12 protein-coding genes and 1 tRNA gene are annotated in these 17,294 nt (G+C 70.5%); 6 read left to right on the top strand and 7 right to left on the bottom strand.

The genetic code is table 11. The annotated features are described in order from the left end of the window. Positions 1–129: 129 nt before the first annotated feature. From ACFYR3_RS23855 to ACFYR3_RS23845, 3 genes are all read right to left on the bottom strand, one after another. A complete protein-coding gene (locus ACFYR3_RS23855; RefSeq protein WP_389284704.1) occupies positions 130–705 on the bottom strand; it encodes a crotonase/enoyl-CoA hydratase family protein in 576 nt (191 codons plus the stop codon). A 296-nt stretch (positions 706–1,001) separates the two neighbouring features. Continuing rightward, the gene (locus ACFYR3_RS23850; RefSeq protein WP_355857728.1) at positions 1,002–3,920 is read right to left on the bottom strand and encodes a DUF4157 domain-containing protein; all 2,919 of its coding nucleotides are present in this window, start codon (positions 3,918–3,920) and stop codon (positions 1,002–1,004) included. 555 nt (positions 3,921–4,475) lie between these two features. Next, positions 4,476–4,549: transfer RNA gene (locus ACFYR3_RS23845), tRNA-Pro, on the bottom strand. Positions 4,550–4,648: 99 nt separating this feature from the next. On the opposite strand from ACFYR3_RS23845, the gene ACFYR3_RS23840 reads away from it, so the two are divergent. The 3 genes from ACFYR3_RS23840 to ACFYR3_RS23830 all read left to right on the top strand — a co-directional run bounded on the left by ACFYR3_RS23840 (position 4,649) and on the right by ACFYR3_RS23830 (position 8,254). Then, positions 4,649–5,173 (top strand): DUF309 domain-containing protein, encoded by a 525-nt coding sequence (locus ACFYR3_RS23840; RefSeq protein ID WP_355857731.1) that lies wholly within the window; start codon positions 4,649–4,651, stop codon positions 5,171–5,173. Positions 5,174–5,277: 104 nt separating this feature from the next. Then, positions 5,278–6,048, top strand: coding sequence for a precorrin-6A synthase (deacetylating) (gene cobF / locus ACFYR3_RS23835; RefSeq protein WP_355857734.1), 771 nt, complete (start codon positions 5,278–5,280; stop codon positions 6,046–6,048). Between the two features lie 124 nt (positions 6,049–6,172). Beyond that, a complete protein-coding gene (locus tag ACFYR3_RS23830) occupies positions 6,173–8,254 on the top strand; it encodes an MDR family MFS transporter (RefSeq protein WP_356786484.1) in 2,082 nt (693 codons plus the stop codon). Positions 8,255–8,369: 115 nt separating this feature from the next. Here ACFYR3_RS23830 and ACFYR3_RS23825 read toward each other — a convergent pair whose 3' ends face one another. From ACFYR3_RS23825 to ACFYR3_RS23815, 3 genes are all read right to left on the bottom strand, one after another. After that, entirely contained in the window at positions 8,370–9,116 is a 747-nt protein-coding gene (locus ACFYR3_RS23825) for a cobalt-precorrin-6A reductase (RefSeq protein ID WP_355857740.1), read from the bottom strand. 102 nt (positions 9,117–9,218) lie between these two features. After that, positions 9,219–9,992 carry a sulfite exporter TauE/SafE family protein gene (locus tag ACFYR3_RS23820; protein WP_389284675.1) on the bottom strand — a complete coding sequence of 258 codons (774 nt, stop codon included), beginning with the start codon at positions 9,990–9,992 and terminating at the stop codon, positions 9,219–9,221. A gap of 268 nt (positions 9,993–10,260) precedes the next feature. After that, entirely contained in the window at positions 10,261–11,448 is a 1,188-nt protein-coding gene (locus ACFYR3_RS23815) for a thiolase family protein (protein ID WP_355857745.1), read from the bottom strand. A gap of 304 nt (positions 11,449–11,752) precedes the next feature. On the opposite strand from ACFYR3_RS23815, the gene ACFYR3_RS23810 reads away from it, so the two are divergent. Further along, the gene (locus ACFYR3_RS23810; protein WP_355857747.1) at positions 11,753–12,565 is read left to right on the top strand and encodes an SAM-dependent methyltransferase; all 813 of its coding nucleotides are present in this window, start codon (positions 11,753–11,755) and stop codon (positions 12,563–12,565) included. A 148-nt stretch (positions 12,566–12,713) separates the two neighbouring features. Beyond that, entirely contained in the window at positions 12,714–13,478 is a 765-nt protein-coding gene (locus tag ACFYR3_RS23805) for a CBS domain-containing protein (protein ID WP_355853814.1), read from the top strand. 135 nt (positions 13,479–13,613) lie between these two features. On the opposite strand, the gene ACFYR3_RS23800 is transcribed toward ACFYR3_RS23805, so the two are convergent. After that, positions 13,614–13,811, bottom strand: coding sequence for a hypothetical protein (locus ACFYR3_RS23800; RefSeq protein WP_355853811.1), 198 nt, complete (start codon positions 13,809–13,811; stop codon positions 13,614–13,616). 541 nt (positions 13,812–14,352) lie between these two features. On the opposite strand from ACFYR3_RS23800, the gene adhE reads away from it, so the two are divergent. After that, positions 14,353–17,292, top strand: coding sequence for a bifunctional acetaldehyde-CoA/alcohol dehydrogenase (adhE, locus tag ACFYR3_RS23795; RefSeq protein ID WP_389284674.1), 2,940 nt, complete (start codon positions 14,353–14,355; stop codon positions 17,290–17,292). The last annotated feature ends 2 nt before the right edge of the window (positions 17,293–17,294 follow it).

Here is a 17,294-nt window from a genome sequence, read left to right as displayed (position 1 = left end):
AGAGCGGGAGAACCGACGGACACCCCGGACACCGTCCGGCGCCGGGCCCGGCCGGGACCTGCCCGGCGCCGCCCGACGGGTTGGGACGACGGTCCATGGGCGCACACCGACGGACCGTCACCACCCGTCCTACCGGCCGCTCCACACCGGGCTGCGCTTCTCGGCGAAGGCGGCTGCGCCCTCACGCGCGTCCTCGGAGACGAAGACCGGCGCGATGATCCGCTCCTGCTCCTCCCAGCCCTCGGCGAGGGTCCAGTCGGCGCTGGAGCGGGCGATCCGCTTCGTCGCGGCGACCGCGAGCGGGCCGGCCGACGCCACCCGCGCGGCCAGCTCCAGCGCGCCCTCCAGCGCCTTCCCCTCGGGCACCAGCCGGTTGACCAGGCCCACCTCCGCGCCACGCTGGGCGGTGATCGGATCGCCGGTGAGGAGCATCTCCATGGCGATCGCGTACGGGATGCGGCGGGGCAGCAGCAGTGCGCCACCGGCGGCCGCCACGAGGGAGCGGGTCACCTCCGGGACGCCGAACCTGGCCGTGTCGCCCGCGACCACCAGGTCGCAGGCGAGGAGCAGCTCGAACCCGCCGGCCAGCGCCCAGCCCTCGGCCGCGCCGATCAGCGGCTTCTTCGGCGGGGTGATGGTGATGCCGGCCAGTCCCCGGCCCTCGATCGCGGGGCTCTCGCCCCTGAGGAACGCCTTGAGGTCCATCCCGGCGGAGAACGTCCCGCCGGCGCCGGTCAGGACACCGACCCCCACACGCGCCAGGTCCTAGCCGAATACCAGAAGCCCTACAACATGCATCGCCCCCACCGCAGCCGAAACCAACTACCGCTCCGAGCCCAGGAAGAGCCACCTCCGGCTCAAGCATGTGGCGCCCACAGACTTCTCCGCACCGTCGTCCTCGGCGGTGTGATCAGCGAGTACCGGTACGCCTCTTGACCAATGGCGATGATCATTCGAGCACCACAGGATGAAGACTGCGGCAAGGTGGGGCCGACGCAGCGTCAGTCGGTCCCCTTCTTCTCGAAGCGGCGGCTGCGATTGTTCTCCAGCGTCTCCAACTGAAACCACTCCGGGTGTGCGTTGACCCAGCGGTTGAACTGCTCCTGGTTCATGCCCTGCTCGGCGGCTTCCAGAACGAGTCGGCGATTTTCTCTGCCCCACACGTGGCCGTATTCCGGAGTCCCCTCGATGACTTCCTCCGTGTTGGCATCGAGGAACTTCCCGTTCAGCGTCTTGGCCGCCTTCCTGATGGTTGCCTTCGTCGCCTCCCACAAGTTCGGGCGGCCGAGTCCCAGGGACGCGAAGACCTTCCCTTCTGCCACTTTCGTTTTCTCTGCCTTTTCCCGGTATCCCCCCAGTTCATCCCCCTCCTTCAGCTCGGCCACCACCTTTTGGGCCGCGGTCAGTTCCTTCTGCGCGGCTGCATGGGCATCGCTGCCGGCCGGGCTTCCCGCGACCTTCCGCCTGAGCTCGATGACTTTTCTCACCGCCGCGAACTCGGCCTCCTTCACTTCAGCGATCTTCGTCTGGATCTCCGTCATCGCCGCCGACAGTTCGTTCAACTGCTTGCGAGCCTGCTCCTCCAGAGTCCGGCGCCGCGCGCCCACCATCCTCTTCTTCATGAAGGCCTGCTCTTCGGCGAGCGCCTGGCGGGCCTGGTTTTCGGGGCCGAGGCTCTTCTTCCCCTGTTCGATGGCCGATTTCAGCTGTTCTGGATTCTTGGCTGCCGCCACCTTCTCGACGGAGCCGTCGACGCCTCTCACGAAGGTGTCGACCTTCTTCGCCGCCTCCGCCGGGGCTTCCCGCAACGCCTGGAGCGTGTTGCGCCGGAGCTGCTCCGCGATGTTCGCCCCTTCCGGCGTCGCCGCCGCCATCTGCTGCATTCCCTTCGCCTGCGCGGGCGGAATGCCAAGATCGGCAAGCTTCGGGTCTCCGTCGGCCAGGTGCTGCGCAAACTCCTCGCCCGACATGGCCTCCACATACTTCGCCTCCGCCGCGACTTCGTTCGTCTGCTCCGCCAGGGCCTCGGGCAACCCCCCCTTCGACGCGCGGAGCTTGCCGAGCAGGTCGGCCTTGACGCCCTGCCATGCCGGGCCGATGCCGCTCTTCTCCAGCAGGGCGTTCTGCGCCGCGGTCAGCGCCGCCCCCACGTTCTGGTAGCGGCCCGGCAACGGCATCCGGGCGACGATCTTCGCGACCACCGTCAGCGCCAGCATCACAGCGGCCACGACGACCTGGACCTGGGCCGCCGCCGCCCCGGCCGTCTGCGTCTTGAGCTCCTCGGGGCTCTTGGCTTCACCCGCGGCCTTGATGCGCAGTTCGGATTCCGCCGCCGACACTGCAATGGTCGCCGCGGCCGTCGCAAGACCGAACGCGGCCATTTCGATCAGGTTCACGCCGGGGACGAACAGGAGCGCGACGAACACTACGGAAGCGGCGGCTGCCACGTACTTGTTGTAGGCGCCTGCGGCACCCGCGAGACGGGCGTAGGCGCCTCTTTTCCCGTCGGCAGCCTCCTTCACGGCGTCGACGATCCTTGCGGCCGTCTTGTCCAGGCGGACCATTCCCTCGGCCATACCGACGGCCGTTTCTCCTGGGTGCTCCGCCATGTGCTCCAGCTGGATGTCACGCTGTTGCGCAGCGACTTCCCGAGCCAGCCCCTCCTTCTGGGCAACACTCATGCTGGCGAACTTCTTCTCGTCGAACCGGCTCCACGTCTTGGCCAGCTTCTGCTCGACGGTCTCTTCCTTGCCGGAACCTTCTTTCCCGGATGCGGCGCCCTTTCGCTCGGCATCCGCCTGCGCCTTGATGTTGGATTTGAACTCGGCATACGCGTCGATCGATCGTCCGAACGCGTCCAGGTCGGATGCGAAGTGCTTGGCCAGCGGCTTGTAGACTTGCTGATCCTCCGGCGCCAGCCGATCGAGCCTCGTCGCGATGCGCATGACCTGCTCGAGGTTGGCTTCGTTGCGCGATGCCGCATCCTTCAGCAGGGCCTTGACCGGCTCCGACAACGCGTCGAACTCGGCCTTCAACTGAGCCGGGCTCTTCACCGGCTTCTGCTCGCCCGACTGTCCCGGCTGGCCTCCTTGGCCTTGGCCCGGCAGGTAGGAAACGATCCGGAAGCCGATGACCACCCCTGCCGCGTTGAAGATGGACGTCGCACCCAGCACACGGGTGTGGCTTGCCGTCGGTCCGGTGCCGCTGACCTTTTCGAAGTAGTAGCCGTCCCCGGCGAAGAGAGGGGGGTCGTACTGGCCGGGTTTGAGAATGCCGCGCCGCAGGAGCTCTGCTTCGAGCTTGTCGCCGTCAGGGTCGGCGAGGTAAATGACGAAGCCCCTTTTCGGGGACACCTTGGTGGCTCCTTGGGCCGGGGCCTGCTGTCTTTGGAGCTTCGGACGCGCACCCGCACCGCGGGCTTCCGTCTGCTGAGCCACATGGGTCAGCTCGTGGGCCAGCAGGCGCCGTCCCTCGTGGGTGGCCGGCGCATACATGCCCGGGGCGAAAGCGATGTGCCTCCCGACGGTGTAGGCGAGGGCCCGAACGCTTTGGGCCGAGCGCGCCGCCTCGGCGTCGGTGTGGACCCGCACCCCCGAAAAATCACGTCCGAAGCGCTGCTCCATGAACGCCCGCGCGACAGGTTCCAGGGGCTGTCCCGGCGAACGCAAGACGTCGTCCACCTCTGTCGGCACGGCGGTGGACGCTGCCGGAACCGCCGTTGCCCGCTGAACCCCGGTCCCACGCTCATGTGGGTGTGGTGGCGGCGACCCGGACGGGGCCCTGCCGACCACGTGCTCCGCCACCCGGTCGGCTTCCTGCTCGAAGACGTCGCCGGACGATCGTGCAGCCAGCCGGGGCTGAAGCCGCTCCGCCGTGGCAGAGCGCACCGGGACACGGGTGAAATCCGCGATGCGGAGCACGTACGGGGCATCAGGCGGTCCGGAGGCTCCGTTGGCGGTCCGTTCCCCCATGGCGGCCGCCCCCAGCGATGCGGACCGGAACTGGGACTGGCTCTGGGGGCCGCTCGGCGAACGGGGGGCGGGGCGATGCTCCGGTTGTGGCGTATGCGGTGCGGCGTGGGTTCTGGACACTGTCCATCCCAGAGAATTGTTAGACGCTGTCCTCGGCGTCCCAACGTCAGCACATTGATGGTGGCGCCCCGATTGTTAGATCAATCCACATGCAAACCGTCCGCCCGCGTGGCGGCAACCTCAAGTCCGCCGCCCGGCGTCAATCGGGCACCGGCCGGAGCGACCGGGGCGACCGACGGCTAGGACCTGGACAAGATCACGGCCGCCAGGGCGGCGCTTTCCGCACACTTCAGCGTGCTGCGCGCACCACGCTCGCTGCCGAGCCCGATCGCCGTGACCCGCTGACCTCGGTCAAGTACGCCGGTCCCCAACTGGTCCCCAAAAATGATCAAGGGCCGGTTTCGGATACCTCCGAAACCGGCCCTGACCTGCGACTGTCTCCAGTCGGGACGACAGGATTTGAACCTGCGACCCCTTGACCCCCAGTCAAGTGCGCTACCAAGCTGCGCCACGTCCCGGTGCTTCACCCGCGGTGACCCGCGGGATCGTGCGAACAGAACTTTACCCCACGCCGGGGGCTGCTCCGCAGGGGGCCGGGGGCGCGCGACAATCGGCGTATGACCGGGACATCTGAGACGCGGCGGGCCGGCGGACGGGATCGGGACACCGACGGGCGGGCACGGAACGCCCGGCCCCGCGACGGACTGGGACGCCCCCTGCCGTACGGCGCGGACGGCGTGGAGCGACAGCCGGAGGGGGTCGTGCGCGGCCCCGGGGAGACGGTCGCCGAGGCGCAGGCGCTGCTGGACGCGGGCAGGCCGTTCCACGCGCACGAGGTCTTCGAGGACGCCTGGAAGTCCGGCCCGCAGGACGAGCGGGGGCTCTGGCGGGGGCTGGCCCAGCTCGCCGTGGGGCTCACCCACGCGGCCCGGGGAAACGCGACGGGCGGCGTACGGCTGCTGCGCCGCGGCGCGACGGCGGTCGAGGAGTGGGCCTCGGGGACCGGCCGACTGCGACCGTACGACCTGGACCTCCCTGAACTCACCGCCTGGGCAAGGGAGTTGGCGGGCTTCGTGGAGCGCGACGGCGGGCGGGTCGACGCGGCGGGGTCATCGCCACGACTGCGCGGCCGGGGCGCCTGACGAGGGCATGCCTCGGCACCCGTGCTCGTATGTGTTCGGTGCCCGACCGGGGCACTGTCGGGTGCGGTGCGTCCACTGTCAGTGGCGTGCGGCAGACTCCGGGTGTGCGAAAGATTCATGTCATCGGCATCGGAGCGGGCGACCCCGATCAGCTCACACTGCAGGCGGTCAAGGCGCTGAGGAGCACGGACGTGTTCTTCATCCTGGACAAGGGCGAGGTGAAGTCGGACCTCGTCCAGCTGCGCCGCGACATCCTCGACGCGCACATACCGGAGGGGGCGTACCGCCTGGTCGAGGCCCGCGACCCGGACCGGGACCGGACCGCGGGCGGCTCGGCGTACTCGCCGGCCGTCGGGGACTGGCGCAGCGCCCGCGCGGCCATCTACGAGCGGCTGATCTCCGAGGAGCTGGGCGAGGACGAGAGCGGCGCGTTCCTGGTGTGGGGCGATCCCGCCCTGTACGACAGCACGCTCGGCATCCTGGAGGAGATCCTGGACCGGGGCACGGTGGAGTTCTCTTACGACGTGGTGCCCGGCATCAGCAGCGTCTCGGCGCTCGTCGCCCGGCACCGCACGGGGCTGAACCGGGTGGCCCGGCCCGTGCAGATCACCACCGGGCGGCGCCTCGCGGAGGGCTTCCCCGACGGGGTGGACGACGTGGTCGTGATGCTCGACGCCCACCAGACGTTCCGGCAGTTCGCGGACGAGGACATCGACATCTACTGGGGCGCCTATATCGGCACACCGGACGAGATCCTCGCCTCGGGTCCTCTGGCCGAAGCAGCCCCCCGTATCGAGCGGTTGCGCGCCGAGGCCCGGGAGCGCAAGGGATGGATCATGGACACCTATCTGCTGCGCAGGAATCCGCGGGCGTAGTTCACCGGGCGCCGCATGGTGGGCGCGAGTCCGCGGGCGCGGTCCCGGACAGTGCCAGTGCGGCGGTACGCCGGGCGGGTCGCCCCGCATGCACGGTGAGCCCGCCGGTGTGAGGGTGGCGATTATGACGATCACGGAGGACGCGGCGCCACCCGCGGCGGCGCCCGGACCGCCGGTGCTGGACAACCGCCGCCGCAACGTCGTGTTCGCGACGATCGTGCTGGGCATGCTGCTCGCCGCGCTCGACCAGACGATCGTGGGCACCGCGCTGCCGACGATCGTGTCGGATCTCGGTGGCGCGGCGCACATGTCCTGGGTGGTGACCGCGTACCTGCTGGCCGAGACCGTCGCGACGGTGCTGGTCGGCAAGTTCGGCGACCTGTTCGGCCGCAAGGTGGTCTTCCAGGCGTCGGCGATCATCTTCATCACGGGTTCGTTCCTGTGCGGGCTCGCCACGAACATGTCGCTGCTGATCGCCTGGCGGGCGTTGCAGGGCGTCGGCGCGGGCGGTCTGATGGTGACCTCCATGGCGCTGATCGCGGATGTCATCCCGCTGCGCGAGCGGGGCAAGTACCAGGGCGCGATCGGTGCCGTCTTCGGTGTGGCCACGGTCATCGGGCCGCTGCTCGGCGGACTGTTCACGGACCATCTGTCGTGGCGGTGGGCGTTCTACATCAACGTGCCGCTCGCGATCGTCGTGGTGATCGCGGCGGCCCGCACCATTCCCGTGGTGAAGTCGGTGACCCGGCCGGTCATCGACTATCTGGGGATCGCGCTCGTCGCGGTCGGGGCCAGCGCCCTGATCCTGGCGACGAGTTGGGGCGGCAACGAGTACCCCTGGGGATCGCCGGCCATCATCGGCCTCTTCGTGGGCGGTCTGGTGGCGCTCGGCCTGTTCTGCTGGGTGGAGACGCGCGCGGCCGAACCGATGCTGCCGATGCGGCTGTTCTCCAACCCGGTCTTCACGGTCTGCTCGATCCTCAGTTTCATCGTGGGATTCGCGATGCTCGGCGCGATGACCTATCTGCCGACGTATCTGCAGTACGTGGACGGGAACTCGGCCACCCTCTCCGGTGTGCGCACACTGCCCATGGTCCTGGGGCTGCTCATCGCGTCGGTCTTCAGCGGGAACGTGGTCAGCAAGACCGGGCAGTACCGGATCTTCCCCATCGTCGGCTCCCTGGTGATGGCGGTCGGGCTCTATCTGATGTCGCGTATGGGACCGGACACCGGGGCCTGGCTGGAGTCCCTGTACATGTTCGTGCTCGGCACCGGGATCGGGCTGTGCATGCAGGTGCTGACGATCGCCGTGCAGAACACCGTCGAGTACACCGACCTCGGCACCGCCACGTCCGGGGTCACCTTCTTCCGCACGCTGGGCAGTTCGTTCGGTACGGCCGTCTTCGGCACGATCTACACCAACGCGCTGAAGCCCAACCTGGCCGACGGGGTCAGGGCGGCCGCGGAGACCGGTGCGGCCGGGCCGGTCGTCATCGCCAAGGCGGCGCAGAGTCCGGAGGGGCTGCACAGGCTGCCGTCCGAGGCGGCCGCGCCCATCATCGACGCGTACGCCGACACCATTCACACGGTGTTCCTGTGGACGGTTCCGGTCGCGGTCCTCGGCTTCGTCGTGGCGCTCTTCCTCAAGCAGGTGGAGCTGCGTGACAGCGCGCGCATGGGGTCGACGGACATGGGCGAGGGTTTCGCGTCGCCGTCCACCGCGAACTCCCAGCGGCTGCTGGAGTTCTCGGTCGCGAAAATCCTCGGCACCACGGAGATGGACACCGCGCGACGGATCGTCTCCGAGTCCGACACCCGGCTGGATGTGGCGGGCGCCTGGGCCGTGATGCAGGTGGAGCTGTTCACCCGTATGGTCGGCCACGCCAACCTCGCGCTGATCGCCGCGCGGCGCCATCTGCCTCCCGAGGTGCTCGTCCCGGTGTTCAACCGCATGGTCGAGGAGGGCTATCTGACCCGGCACGGCTCGCTGTTCTCGCACACCGCGGCGGGCGAACGTGAGGCACGGGTGATCAGCGAGGCCTGGGGCCGATGGCTCGCCGAGCGCGTGGAACAGGATGTCGGCCGCCCGTCCGGCACGGAACTGCGCGCCGCCGTCGACACGATCGCCAAGCGTCTGCTGGTCGAGGACCTGACCCAGGGCCTGCCCGACCGGACCCCGGAACTGACGTCGGCCACGACGAGTTGACGGGTCCCGCGCCCGGGCCGGCGCCCGGCCGGCCGCGAACAGCGGTGCGCGGGTGCGCCGTTGGGACCGGGAACCGGGACGGGGTTGCGCGCTGTGCGGCGGATCCGGCGGCCGGTCAGCTCGGGCCGAGGTCCAGCAGGGCCAGCGCCGACGCGATGTCCGGTACCGCGCTCACGCCCTTCGGGAGGGGTGGACGGCGTACGACGACCACGGGGAGGCCGAGGTCGCGGGCGGCGGTCAGTTTGGCCGCGGTCGCGGCTCCTCCGCTGTCCTTGGTCACCAGGACATCGATGCGATGCCCGCGGAGCAGGCTCTTCTCGTCGCCCACGGTGAAGGGACCGCGCGCGAGCAGTACTTCGGTGTCCGGCGGCAGCGGCGGATCGGGCGTCTCCACCGAACGTACGAGAAAATGAATCCGGGCGAGATCCGCGAAGGCCGCGAGACCGAGGCGGCCCGTGCTGAGGAACACACGGCGGCCCAGCTCGGGCAGCAGTGCGGCGGCTTCGGCGAGGGAGTCCACCGGGTGCCAGCGGTCGCCGGGGCCGGGGCGCCAGCCGGGACGGCGCAGCACCACGGCGGGAATCCCGGTCGCCACCGCGGCCCGTGCCGCGTTCGCGCTGATACCGGACGCGAAGGGGTGCGTCGCGTCGACCACGGCGTCCACCCGGTGTTCGCGCAGCCAACGCGCGAGTCCGTCCGCCCCGCCGAACCCCCCGGTCCGTACGTCCCCTTCGAGCGCTCCCGGCCGGGACACCCGGCCCGCCAGCGAGGTCGTCACCCGCACGCCGGGGCGCGCGGCCAGTTCGGCGGCGAGTTCGCGGGCCTCGGTCGTACCGCCGAGGAGGAGGACGTGGGGGGACATGGACCGAGCGTACGGGGTACGGGAACGGCGGCGGCGGAGACGGCGGCCGGGGCGCCCCGGAGGTCCGGAGGTCCGGAGGTCCGGAGGTCCGGAGGTCCGGAGTCAACACAGCAGCAGCTGCACTCCGCCCACCACCGTCGCCGCGATCACCAGGCGCTCGAAGAGCAGCTGGTTGATGCGCTTCACCGCCCATTTCCCGAGGAATGCCCCCGGCACGACGAAGACGGCCAGGGCCGCGTCCAGCAGCAGCGAACGACCGTTGATCAGGCCGAGGCCCGCGCTGAAGGGCAGCTTGGAGACGTTGACGATGAGGAAGAAGAAGGCGGAGGTGCCGAGGAAGCCGAGCTTGCGGAAGCCCGTCGACAGGAGATACATCGACATGACCGGGCCGCCCGCGTTGGCGACCATGGTGGTGAAGCCGCCGAGCACACCGTAGGAACGTGCCTTGATACGGCCCGTGCGGGTCACGACCGAGTCGGGTTCCTCGTCCTGGACGGCGGCCCTGCGGCGCCACACGGTGATCCCGGTCATCAGCAGCAAAGTCGCGCCGATAGAGGTCCGTACGACCCCGTCGTCGGCCCACACCAGGAACACCGTGCCGAGGACGACCCCGGCGGCAACCGCCGGGAACAGGCGCCACAGCGTGGGCCAGTGGGCGTGGCGCCGGTAGGTGGCGACGGCGAGCACGTCGCCGACGATCAAAAGGGGCAGCAGAACGCCGGTCGAGGCGCGGGCGGGCAGTACGGCGGCGAAGACCGCCAGGCTGACCGTGTTGGCGCCGCTGACGGCGGTCTTGGAGAAGCCGACGAGCAGAGCCGCGGCGGCGAGAGCGGCGAACTCCCCGGTGGATATGTGCCAGAGCGTCATCGTGTTCATGCGGGGGCCGATGCTATGCCCACGCAACTCGCCCGGGTGAGGAGGGTCCCGCCAGGTCGCCGTGGGTCACCCGGTGCAGCGGGCGCGCGGATCCCTCTTGAGGACCTTCGGGTGCACGGGGACGACCACACCGCCCGCCGCCGTGATCGCGTGGGAGCGAACGGACCGCCCGCCGTCGTGATCGCGTGGGAGCGAACGGACCGGGCGGCCGCACGCGGGGGGTACGGCGTCCCGTGGCGCCCCGCGCGTACGACGGCGGGCCGGGGCGTCAGTGGCGCTCGACCAGGACCGCGGTGCCCTGCCCGACGCCGACACACATCGTGGCCAGGCCGCGCTCGGCGCCCGTGCGGCGCATGCGGTGCAGCAGGGTGGTGAGGATACGGGCGCCCGAGGCGCCGAGCGGGTGGCCCAGCGCGATGGCGCCCCCGGTCGGGTTGACGAGGTCGGGGTCGATGCCGAGGCGGTCCACGCAGGCGAGGGCCTGGGCGGCGAACGCCTCGTTGAACTCGGCCTCCTGGATGTCGGCGACGGTCCAGCCGACGCGTCCGAGTGCCTTGCGGGTGGCGGGCACGGGGCCGATGCCCATGACGTCGGGGTCGACGCCGGCCGAGGCTCCGGCGACGTACCGGCCAAGGGACTCCAGGTGGAGTTCGTTCAGGACTTCCTCGCTGACGAGCAGCACGCCTGCCGCACCGTCGTTCATCGGCGAGGCGTTGCCCGCGGTGACCGTGCCGCCGGCGCGGAACACCGGCTTGAGGCGGGCCAGTTTGTCGAGCGAGGTGTCCTCCCGTACGCATTCGTCGCTGTCGACGATCACGCCGTCGGGGCGCTCCACAGGGAGCAGTTCGGAGTCGAAGTACCCGTTCTTACGGGCGTCCGCCGCACGCTGGTGGCTACGGAGCGCGAACGCGTCCTGCCGTTCGCGCGAGACGCCGTACCGCTCGGCGACCTCCTCCGCGGTCTCCCCCATCGACAGGACGTCGTGCAGCTCCTTCATCACGGGGTTGACCAGCCGCCAGCCGAGCCGGGTGTCGACGGTCTCGATGCGGTGCGGCAGCGCCTCGTCCGGTCGGGGCAGGACGAAGGGGGCCCGGCTCATCGACTCGGAGCCGCCGGCGAGCACGATGTCGGCCTCGCCGGAGGCGATGGCGCGGGCCGCCGTCGTGACGGCCTCGAGGCCGGAGGCACAGAGCCGGTTGACGGTGGCGCCGGGCACGCTGTCGGGCAGTCCGGCGAGCAGCGCGGCCATCCGGGCGACATTGCGGTTGTCCTCGCCGGCCTGGTTGGCGGCGCCCCAGTAGACGTCGTCGACGCGGGCCGGATCGAGCGTGGGCACCTCGGCGACCAGAGCGCGGATGACGCTCGCGGCGAGGTCGTCGGGCCGCACGGAGGACAGGGCCCCGCGCAGCTTGCCGATGGGCGTGCGGCGGGCGGCCGCGAAGTGGACGGGACGCACGACAGGACTCCTGACGGACACCGGAGACGGACACCGGATATTGATGAGCACACGCTTGATCAGCACTGCCATTAATTAGCACTGCTAGTTTCGGACTATAGCCCCGCTCCGGGCCCTTGGGAAGATCCCCCTCCGGCCGGTATCCACCCATCCGTCCCGGACGCCCGGGGCCGGGTGGCCGCTTGGTGGCCGAGGATCGACGGCGGCGCACGCCCCGCCCTCCGCGCGGTGGCACACTGCCCGTACACCCCGCCGAACACGGGTTGACGGGGTGAACAGGCCCAGCCGAGCAGGGAGTTGTCGTATGACGGGGACGGAGTCCACCGCGGACCGGATCGACACCAGCAGGCCACATCCGGCCCGGGTGTACGACTGGTACCTGGGCGGCAAGGACAACTACCCGGTCGACGAGCGGCTCGGGCAGCAGATCACGGCGCGCGACCCCGGCGCCAAACGGGCCGCGCGCAGCAACCGCTGGTTCATGCAGCGGGCCACGCGCCACCTGGTGCGCACGGCGGGAATCCGCCAGTTCCTCGACATCGGCACCGGCATTCCCACCGAGCCCAACCTCCACCAGATCGCGCAGAGCACCGCCCCGGACGCACGGGTGGTGTACGTCGACAACGACCCGATCGTCCTCGCCCACGCCGAGGCGCTGCTGCGCGGCACCCCGGAGGGCAGGACGGAGTACGTCCAGGCGGACGTGCGCGAGCCGCGGAAGATCCTCGACGAGGCCGCGCGCGTGCTCGACCTCGACCGTCCCGTGGCCCTGTCGCTGATCGCGCTGATGCACTTCATCGCCGACGAGAGTGGCGCCTACGAGCTGGTGGAGAGCCTGGTCGACGCGCTGGCGCCGGGCAGTTTCCTGTCGCTGTCCGCGATGACCGCCGACTTCGAGCCGGAGGACGTGCGGCGGGGCATCGAGGCGTACGCGCGCGGCGGTGTCACCCTCGTGGGCCGTTCACACGCCGACGTGAGCCGCTTCTTCGAGGGACTGGACCTGGTCGAGCCGGGCGTCGTCTCCGTGAAGGACTGGCGTCCCGAGCTCGCGGAGGGCGAGACCCCGATCGGCGACGAGCCGGTGTCCTTGTACGGCGGGGTCGGCTTCAAGGGCTAGCCCGGGGCGAGGGGCGTTCCCCGCGCGCGGGTCTTCTGACCCCCCCTGCCGGGACGGTCCGGCCCCTGGCCGAGGACGGTCGGCCCCTGCCCCCGCGCGCGCCGGGAAGGAACGCTGGAGCCATCCGAGAAGGAAGCGAGATGGCGAGATGACCCTCATCGTCGGGCAGGTGATGACCAGCGAGGTCGTCGAGGCGCACCGCAGGATGTCCTTCAAGGACGTGGCACGGCTGCTGGACCGGTATCGGATCAGCGGACTGCCGGTGGTGGACGACGACGACAAGGTCGTGGGTGTGATCTCGGAGACCGATCTGCTGCGCCGGCAGGCGGCCCGGTCCGACCCAGGGCAGGGACGAGGCCGCCGTCTGCCGTCCCTGCTCCGCGGGCTGCCGCGGTCGGCACGTCCGGAGTGGGTGGCGCGCCGTGCGGCGGGTGCCGAGGCCGAGCCGGCCCGTGCCACGACCGCGGAGCAGCTGATGTCGACGCCCGCGATCACCGTGCATCCGGAGCAGCGCGTGGCCGATGCCGCCCGGGTGATGGAGCGCCATCGCATCGAACGGCTTCCCGTGGTGGACGAGGAGGACCGGCTGATCGGGATCGCCACCCGTCGCGACCTGCTGCGGGTCTTCCTGCGGACGGACGAGGAGATCCGCCGGGAGGTGACCGACGAGGTAATGGGTCACACCCTGTCGTTGCCGCCCCACACCGTGATCGTCTCGGTCGCCGACGGCGTGGTGACACTGGAGGGACGCCTGGAGCACCGGAGCGAGATCCCGCAGGCCATCCGGCTGACGTGGCGGGTGGACGGGGTTGTCGGGGTCATGAACAGCCTCACCTTCCGCGTCGATGACACCCACCCGCCCGAGCGGCACCCCTCACACCGGATCGCCCACCACTGGCTGCCTGAACGCTGAGGGGTAGGGGGCAGTCGACCGGCGTGCGGACAGCCCGCCGGCCTGCCGACCGGCCGGGTGAGCCGCCCCCCAGTGCCGCCACGGGTGTCGCCGCGGTGCCGCCGCCGGGTCCGCGAAAGGGCCACGACCGGGAGTTCACAGCGCTTTCAGGCCGCACGCGGTGAAGACGGAGCGGACCTTGGCGACCTGGGCGGCGGTCGGGACGGAGGTCTCGGCGAGGGTGAACTCCTTGCCCAGTTCCTCCCACTTGGCGGCGCCGAGTTTGTGGAAGGGCAGGACGTCGACGCGGGTGACGTTGCCCAGGAACGCCGCGAAGGAGGCGACTCCCGCCACGTTCTCCGTGGCGTCGGTCAGGCCCGGGACCAGTACGAAGCGGACCCAGACCTCCTTGCCCAGCTCGGCCAGGCGGCGGGCGAAGGCCAGCGTGGGTTCCAGCTGCCGCCCGGTGAGGCGCAGCTAGAGCTCGCGGTCCCAGGACTTGATGCTGCCTCTCACTGTCCTGCGAGAGACCCACCGGCCTTCGAAGATCGGGCTCGGCTCGACTCCGCTCAACCCGGTTCGGGCCGACTCGACTTGGCGCGACTCGCTCGATCCGGCTCGACTCGGCCCGGCGATTCGACCTGACTGGCTCAACTCCGGCACGGCACAGCTCGACTTCGCACCCGGTCCGGTGCGGTGCGGCCCGCCCTGCGTGGGCCCACCGGCCCGCGTGAGCCGGGGCCTGTTGGTCCCCGGCCGGGGACCAACAGGACGTGGGTGACGAGGAGAGATCGCGCGAGGCTTCGTGAGGAAGCGGCGCCGGTCCCTCGCGGCGCCGCATTCCCACCGCCGCCGACCCGCGGCACCGGCCCACGACGACGGAGGAACGCCCGCCATGACCCCGCAGGACGACCGAACCCGGACCGCTCCTCCCGCCGACGCGCCCTCTGCCGAGGGGCCTCCCGCCGACGCTCCTGCCGCCACGACTCCCTCCGCCGGCGTTCCCGCCACCCAGGCCCCTTCCGACATCACCGTCGCCGTGGGCCAGTTGGTCACGAACGGGCTCAAGGCGCTCGCCGACTACGAGGCCCTGACCCAGGAAGAGGTCGACCACATCGTCAAGAAGGCCTCGGTCGCCGCCCTCGACCATCACACGCAGCTGGCACTGCTCGCCGTGCAGGAGACAGGTCGCGGGGTCTTCGAGGACAAGGCCGCCAAGAACATGTTCGCGTGCGAGCACGTCACGCACAGCATGGGCCGGATGAAGACCGTCGGGGTCATCGCCCGCGACGACATCGAGGACATGATCGAGATCGCGGAGCCCGTCGGCGTGGTCTGCGCGGTGACCCCCGTGACCAACCCGACGTCCACGACCCTGTTCAAGGCGCTCATCGCGCTGAAGACCCGCAACCCGATCGTGTTCGCGTTCCACCCCTCGGCCCAGCGCTGCAGCGCCGAGGCGGCCCGTATCGTGCGGGACGCGGCGGTCGCCGCGGGTGCTCCGGAGCACTGCGTGCAGTGGATCGAGACGCCGTCCGTCGAGGCGACCGGGGTCCTGATGCGCCACCCGGGCATCTCCGTGATTCTCGCGACCGGCGGCAACGCCATGGTCAAGGCGGCCTATTCGGCGGGGAAGCCGGCCCTCGGCGTGGGCGCCGGGAACGTACCCGCGTATGTGCACCGCAGTGCCGACCTGCGCCGCGCTGTCAACGACCTCGTCCTGTCCAAGTCGTTCGACAACGGCATGATCTGCGCCTCCGAGCAGGCCGTCATCCTCGACACCCAGATCTACGACTCCGCCGTGGCCGAATTCCGCACGCTGCACGCCCACTTGGCCACCTCCGAGGAGAAGCGCAAGCTGGAGGTGTACCTCTTCCCGGGAGCCGTCTCGAACAGCGGCTGCGAACCCAAGGTGAACGCGAAGGCGGTCGGCCGGAGCCCGGCCTGGATCGCGGAACAGGCCGGGTTCACGGTGCCCGCCGACACCTCGGTCATCCTGGTCGAGGCCGACCGGGTCGGTCCCGAGGAGCCGCTCACCCGCGAGAAGCTGTGCCCGGTGCTGGCCGTGCTGCGGGCCGGGTCGGTGCGGCAGGGCTTCGACCTGGCCGCCGACATGGTCGCCTTCCACGGCCAGGGCCACAGCGCGGTGATCCACACAGGAGACCCGGCGCTCGCCGAGGAGTACGGGAAGCGCATGAAGACGGTACGGGTGATCGTCAACGCCCCTTCCTCGCAGGGCGCGATCGGCGGGGTCTACAACAGCCTGCTGCCCTCGCTCACCCTCGGCTGCGGCTCCTGGGGGAGCACCTCGGTGTCCAACAACGTCTCCGCGGCGAACCTGCTGAACATCAAGCGGGTCAGCGGCCGGCACAACAACCTCCAGTGGTTCAAGGTCCCGCCGAAGATCTACTTCGAGCCGCAGGCCATCCGCTATCTGGCCTCGATGCCGGACGTGCACCGGGTCACCGTGGTCACGGACGCGACCATGACCCGGCTGGGTTTCGTGGACCGCGTCGGCCGCGTCCTGCAGCGCCGGGCCGAGCCCGTCACGGTGCAGATCATCGACGACGTCGAGCCCGAGCCCAGCATCGACTCGGTGCGGCGCGGTGCCCGTCTCATGCGGGACTTCCGCCCGGACACGATCATCGCGCTCGGCGGCGGCTCCCCCATGGACGCGGCGAAGGTGATGTGGCTGCTGTACGAGCAGCCGGAGATCGACTTCGCCGACATGCGCCAGAAGTTCTCCGACATCCGCAAGCGGGCCTTCCGCTTCCCGGTCCTCGGCGAGCGCGCCCGGCTGGTGTGCATCCCCACCACCTCCGGCACCGGAGCCGAGGTCACCCCGTTCGCCGTCATCTCCGATCCCGCGACCGGCAAGAAGTACCCGCTGGCCGACTACGCGCTGACGCCGAGCGTGGCCATCATCGACCCGCTGCTCGCCGCCGACCTGCCCCCGGCGCTCGCCGCGGACAGCGGCTTCGACGCCCTCACGCACGCCATCGAGGCGTATGTCTCGGTGTACGCGAACGACTTCACCGACGGTCCCGCCCTGCACGCCATCCGGCTCGTCTTCGAGCACCTTGAGGCCGCCGTGAACGACCGTGCGGGCCGGCCGCAGGCGCGGGAGAAGATGCACAACGCGGGCACCATCGCCGGCATGGCCTTCGGCAACGCCTTCCTCGGCATCGTCCACGCCATGTCCCACACGCTCGGTGCCACGTTCCACATAGCCCACGGGCGCACCAACGCCGTGCTCCTGCCCCACGTGATCCGTTACAACGGCACCGTCCCGTCGAAGCTCACCGGCTGGCCGAAGTACGAGAGTTACCGCGCGCCCGAACGCTTCCAGGACATCGCCCGCACCCTCGGTCTGCCCGCGGCCACCCCCGCGGAGGGCGTGGAGTCCCTCGCCCGCGCCGTGGAGCGACTGCGAGACGCCGTGGGCATCGAGCCGTCCTTCCGGACGCTCGGCGTCGACGAGCGCGCCTTCCTCGACGCCCTGCCCCAACAGGCCCTCAACGCCTACGAGGACCAGTGCGCGCCCGCCAACCCGCGGATGCCGATGCTCGACGACATGAGCCGGCTCATGCGCGCGGCCTACTACGGGCCGGGCGGCACGGACGACGCGACCGGCGCGGGCGGCACGACCGGCACACACGTCCAGGACGGCACGGACAGCAAGAAGGGCACGGACGGCAAGAAGGGCAAGAAGGGCAAGAACGAACTGCCGGCCCAGGGGCCGACCGCGGCCCCGATCCCCTTTCCCCGCGTAGCCCCTGGCGCCCCCGCCCGCCGAAGCGAACGCGGGACTACCGCAGCCGGAGGCACGGTGTGAGC

It is taken from the genome of Streptomyces sp. NPDC005784, assembly GCF_042871525.1.
GTDB lineage: Bacteria > Actinomycetota > Actinomycetes > Streptomycetales > Streptomycetaceae > Streptomyces.
The sequence above is the reverse complement of the archived record's forward strand: the minus strand, read 5'-3'. Positions and strand labels throughout refer to the sequence as shown.

What these genes read in the sequence shown, in the direction of transcription:
- ACFYR3_RS23855 (WP_389284704.1), bottom strand. Translation starts at nt 705, where the DNA reads ATGGACCTCAAGGCGTTCCTCAGGGGCGAGAGCCCCGCGATCGAGGGC.
- ACFYR3_RS23840 (WP_355857731.1), top strand. Translation starts at nt 4,649, where the DNA reads ATGACCGGGACATCTGAGACGCGGCGGGCCGGCGGACGGGATCGGGAC.
- ACFYR3_RS23830 (WP_356786484.1), top strand. Translation starts at nt 6,173, where the DNA reads ATGACGATCACGGAGGACGCGGCGCCACCCGCGGCGGCGCCCGGACCG.
- ACFYR3_RS23825 (WP_355857740.1), bottom strand. Translation starts at nt 9,116, where the DNA reads ATGTCCCCCCACGTCCTCCTCCTCGGCGGTACGACCGAGGCCCGCGAA.
- ACFYR3_RS23820 (WP_389284675.1), bottom strand. Translation starts at nt 9,992, where the DNA reads ATGAACACGATGACGCTCTGGCACATATCCACCGGGGAGTTCGCCGCT.
- ACFYR3_RS23810 (WP_355857747.1), top strand. Translation starts at nt 11,753, where the DNA reads ATGACGGGGACGGAGTCCACCGCGGACCGGATCGACACCAGCAGGCCA.
- ACFYR3_RS23805 (WP_355853814.1), top strand. Translation starts at nt 12,714, where the DNA reads ATGACCCTCATCGTCGGGCAGGTGATGACCAGCGAGGTCGTCGAGGCG.
- adhE (WP_389284674.1), top strand. Translation starts at nt 14,353, where the DNA reads ATGACCCCGCAGGACGACCGAACCCGGACCGCTCCTCCCGCCGACGCG.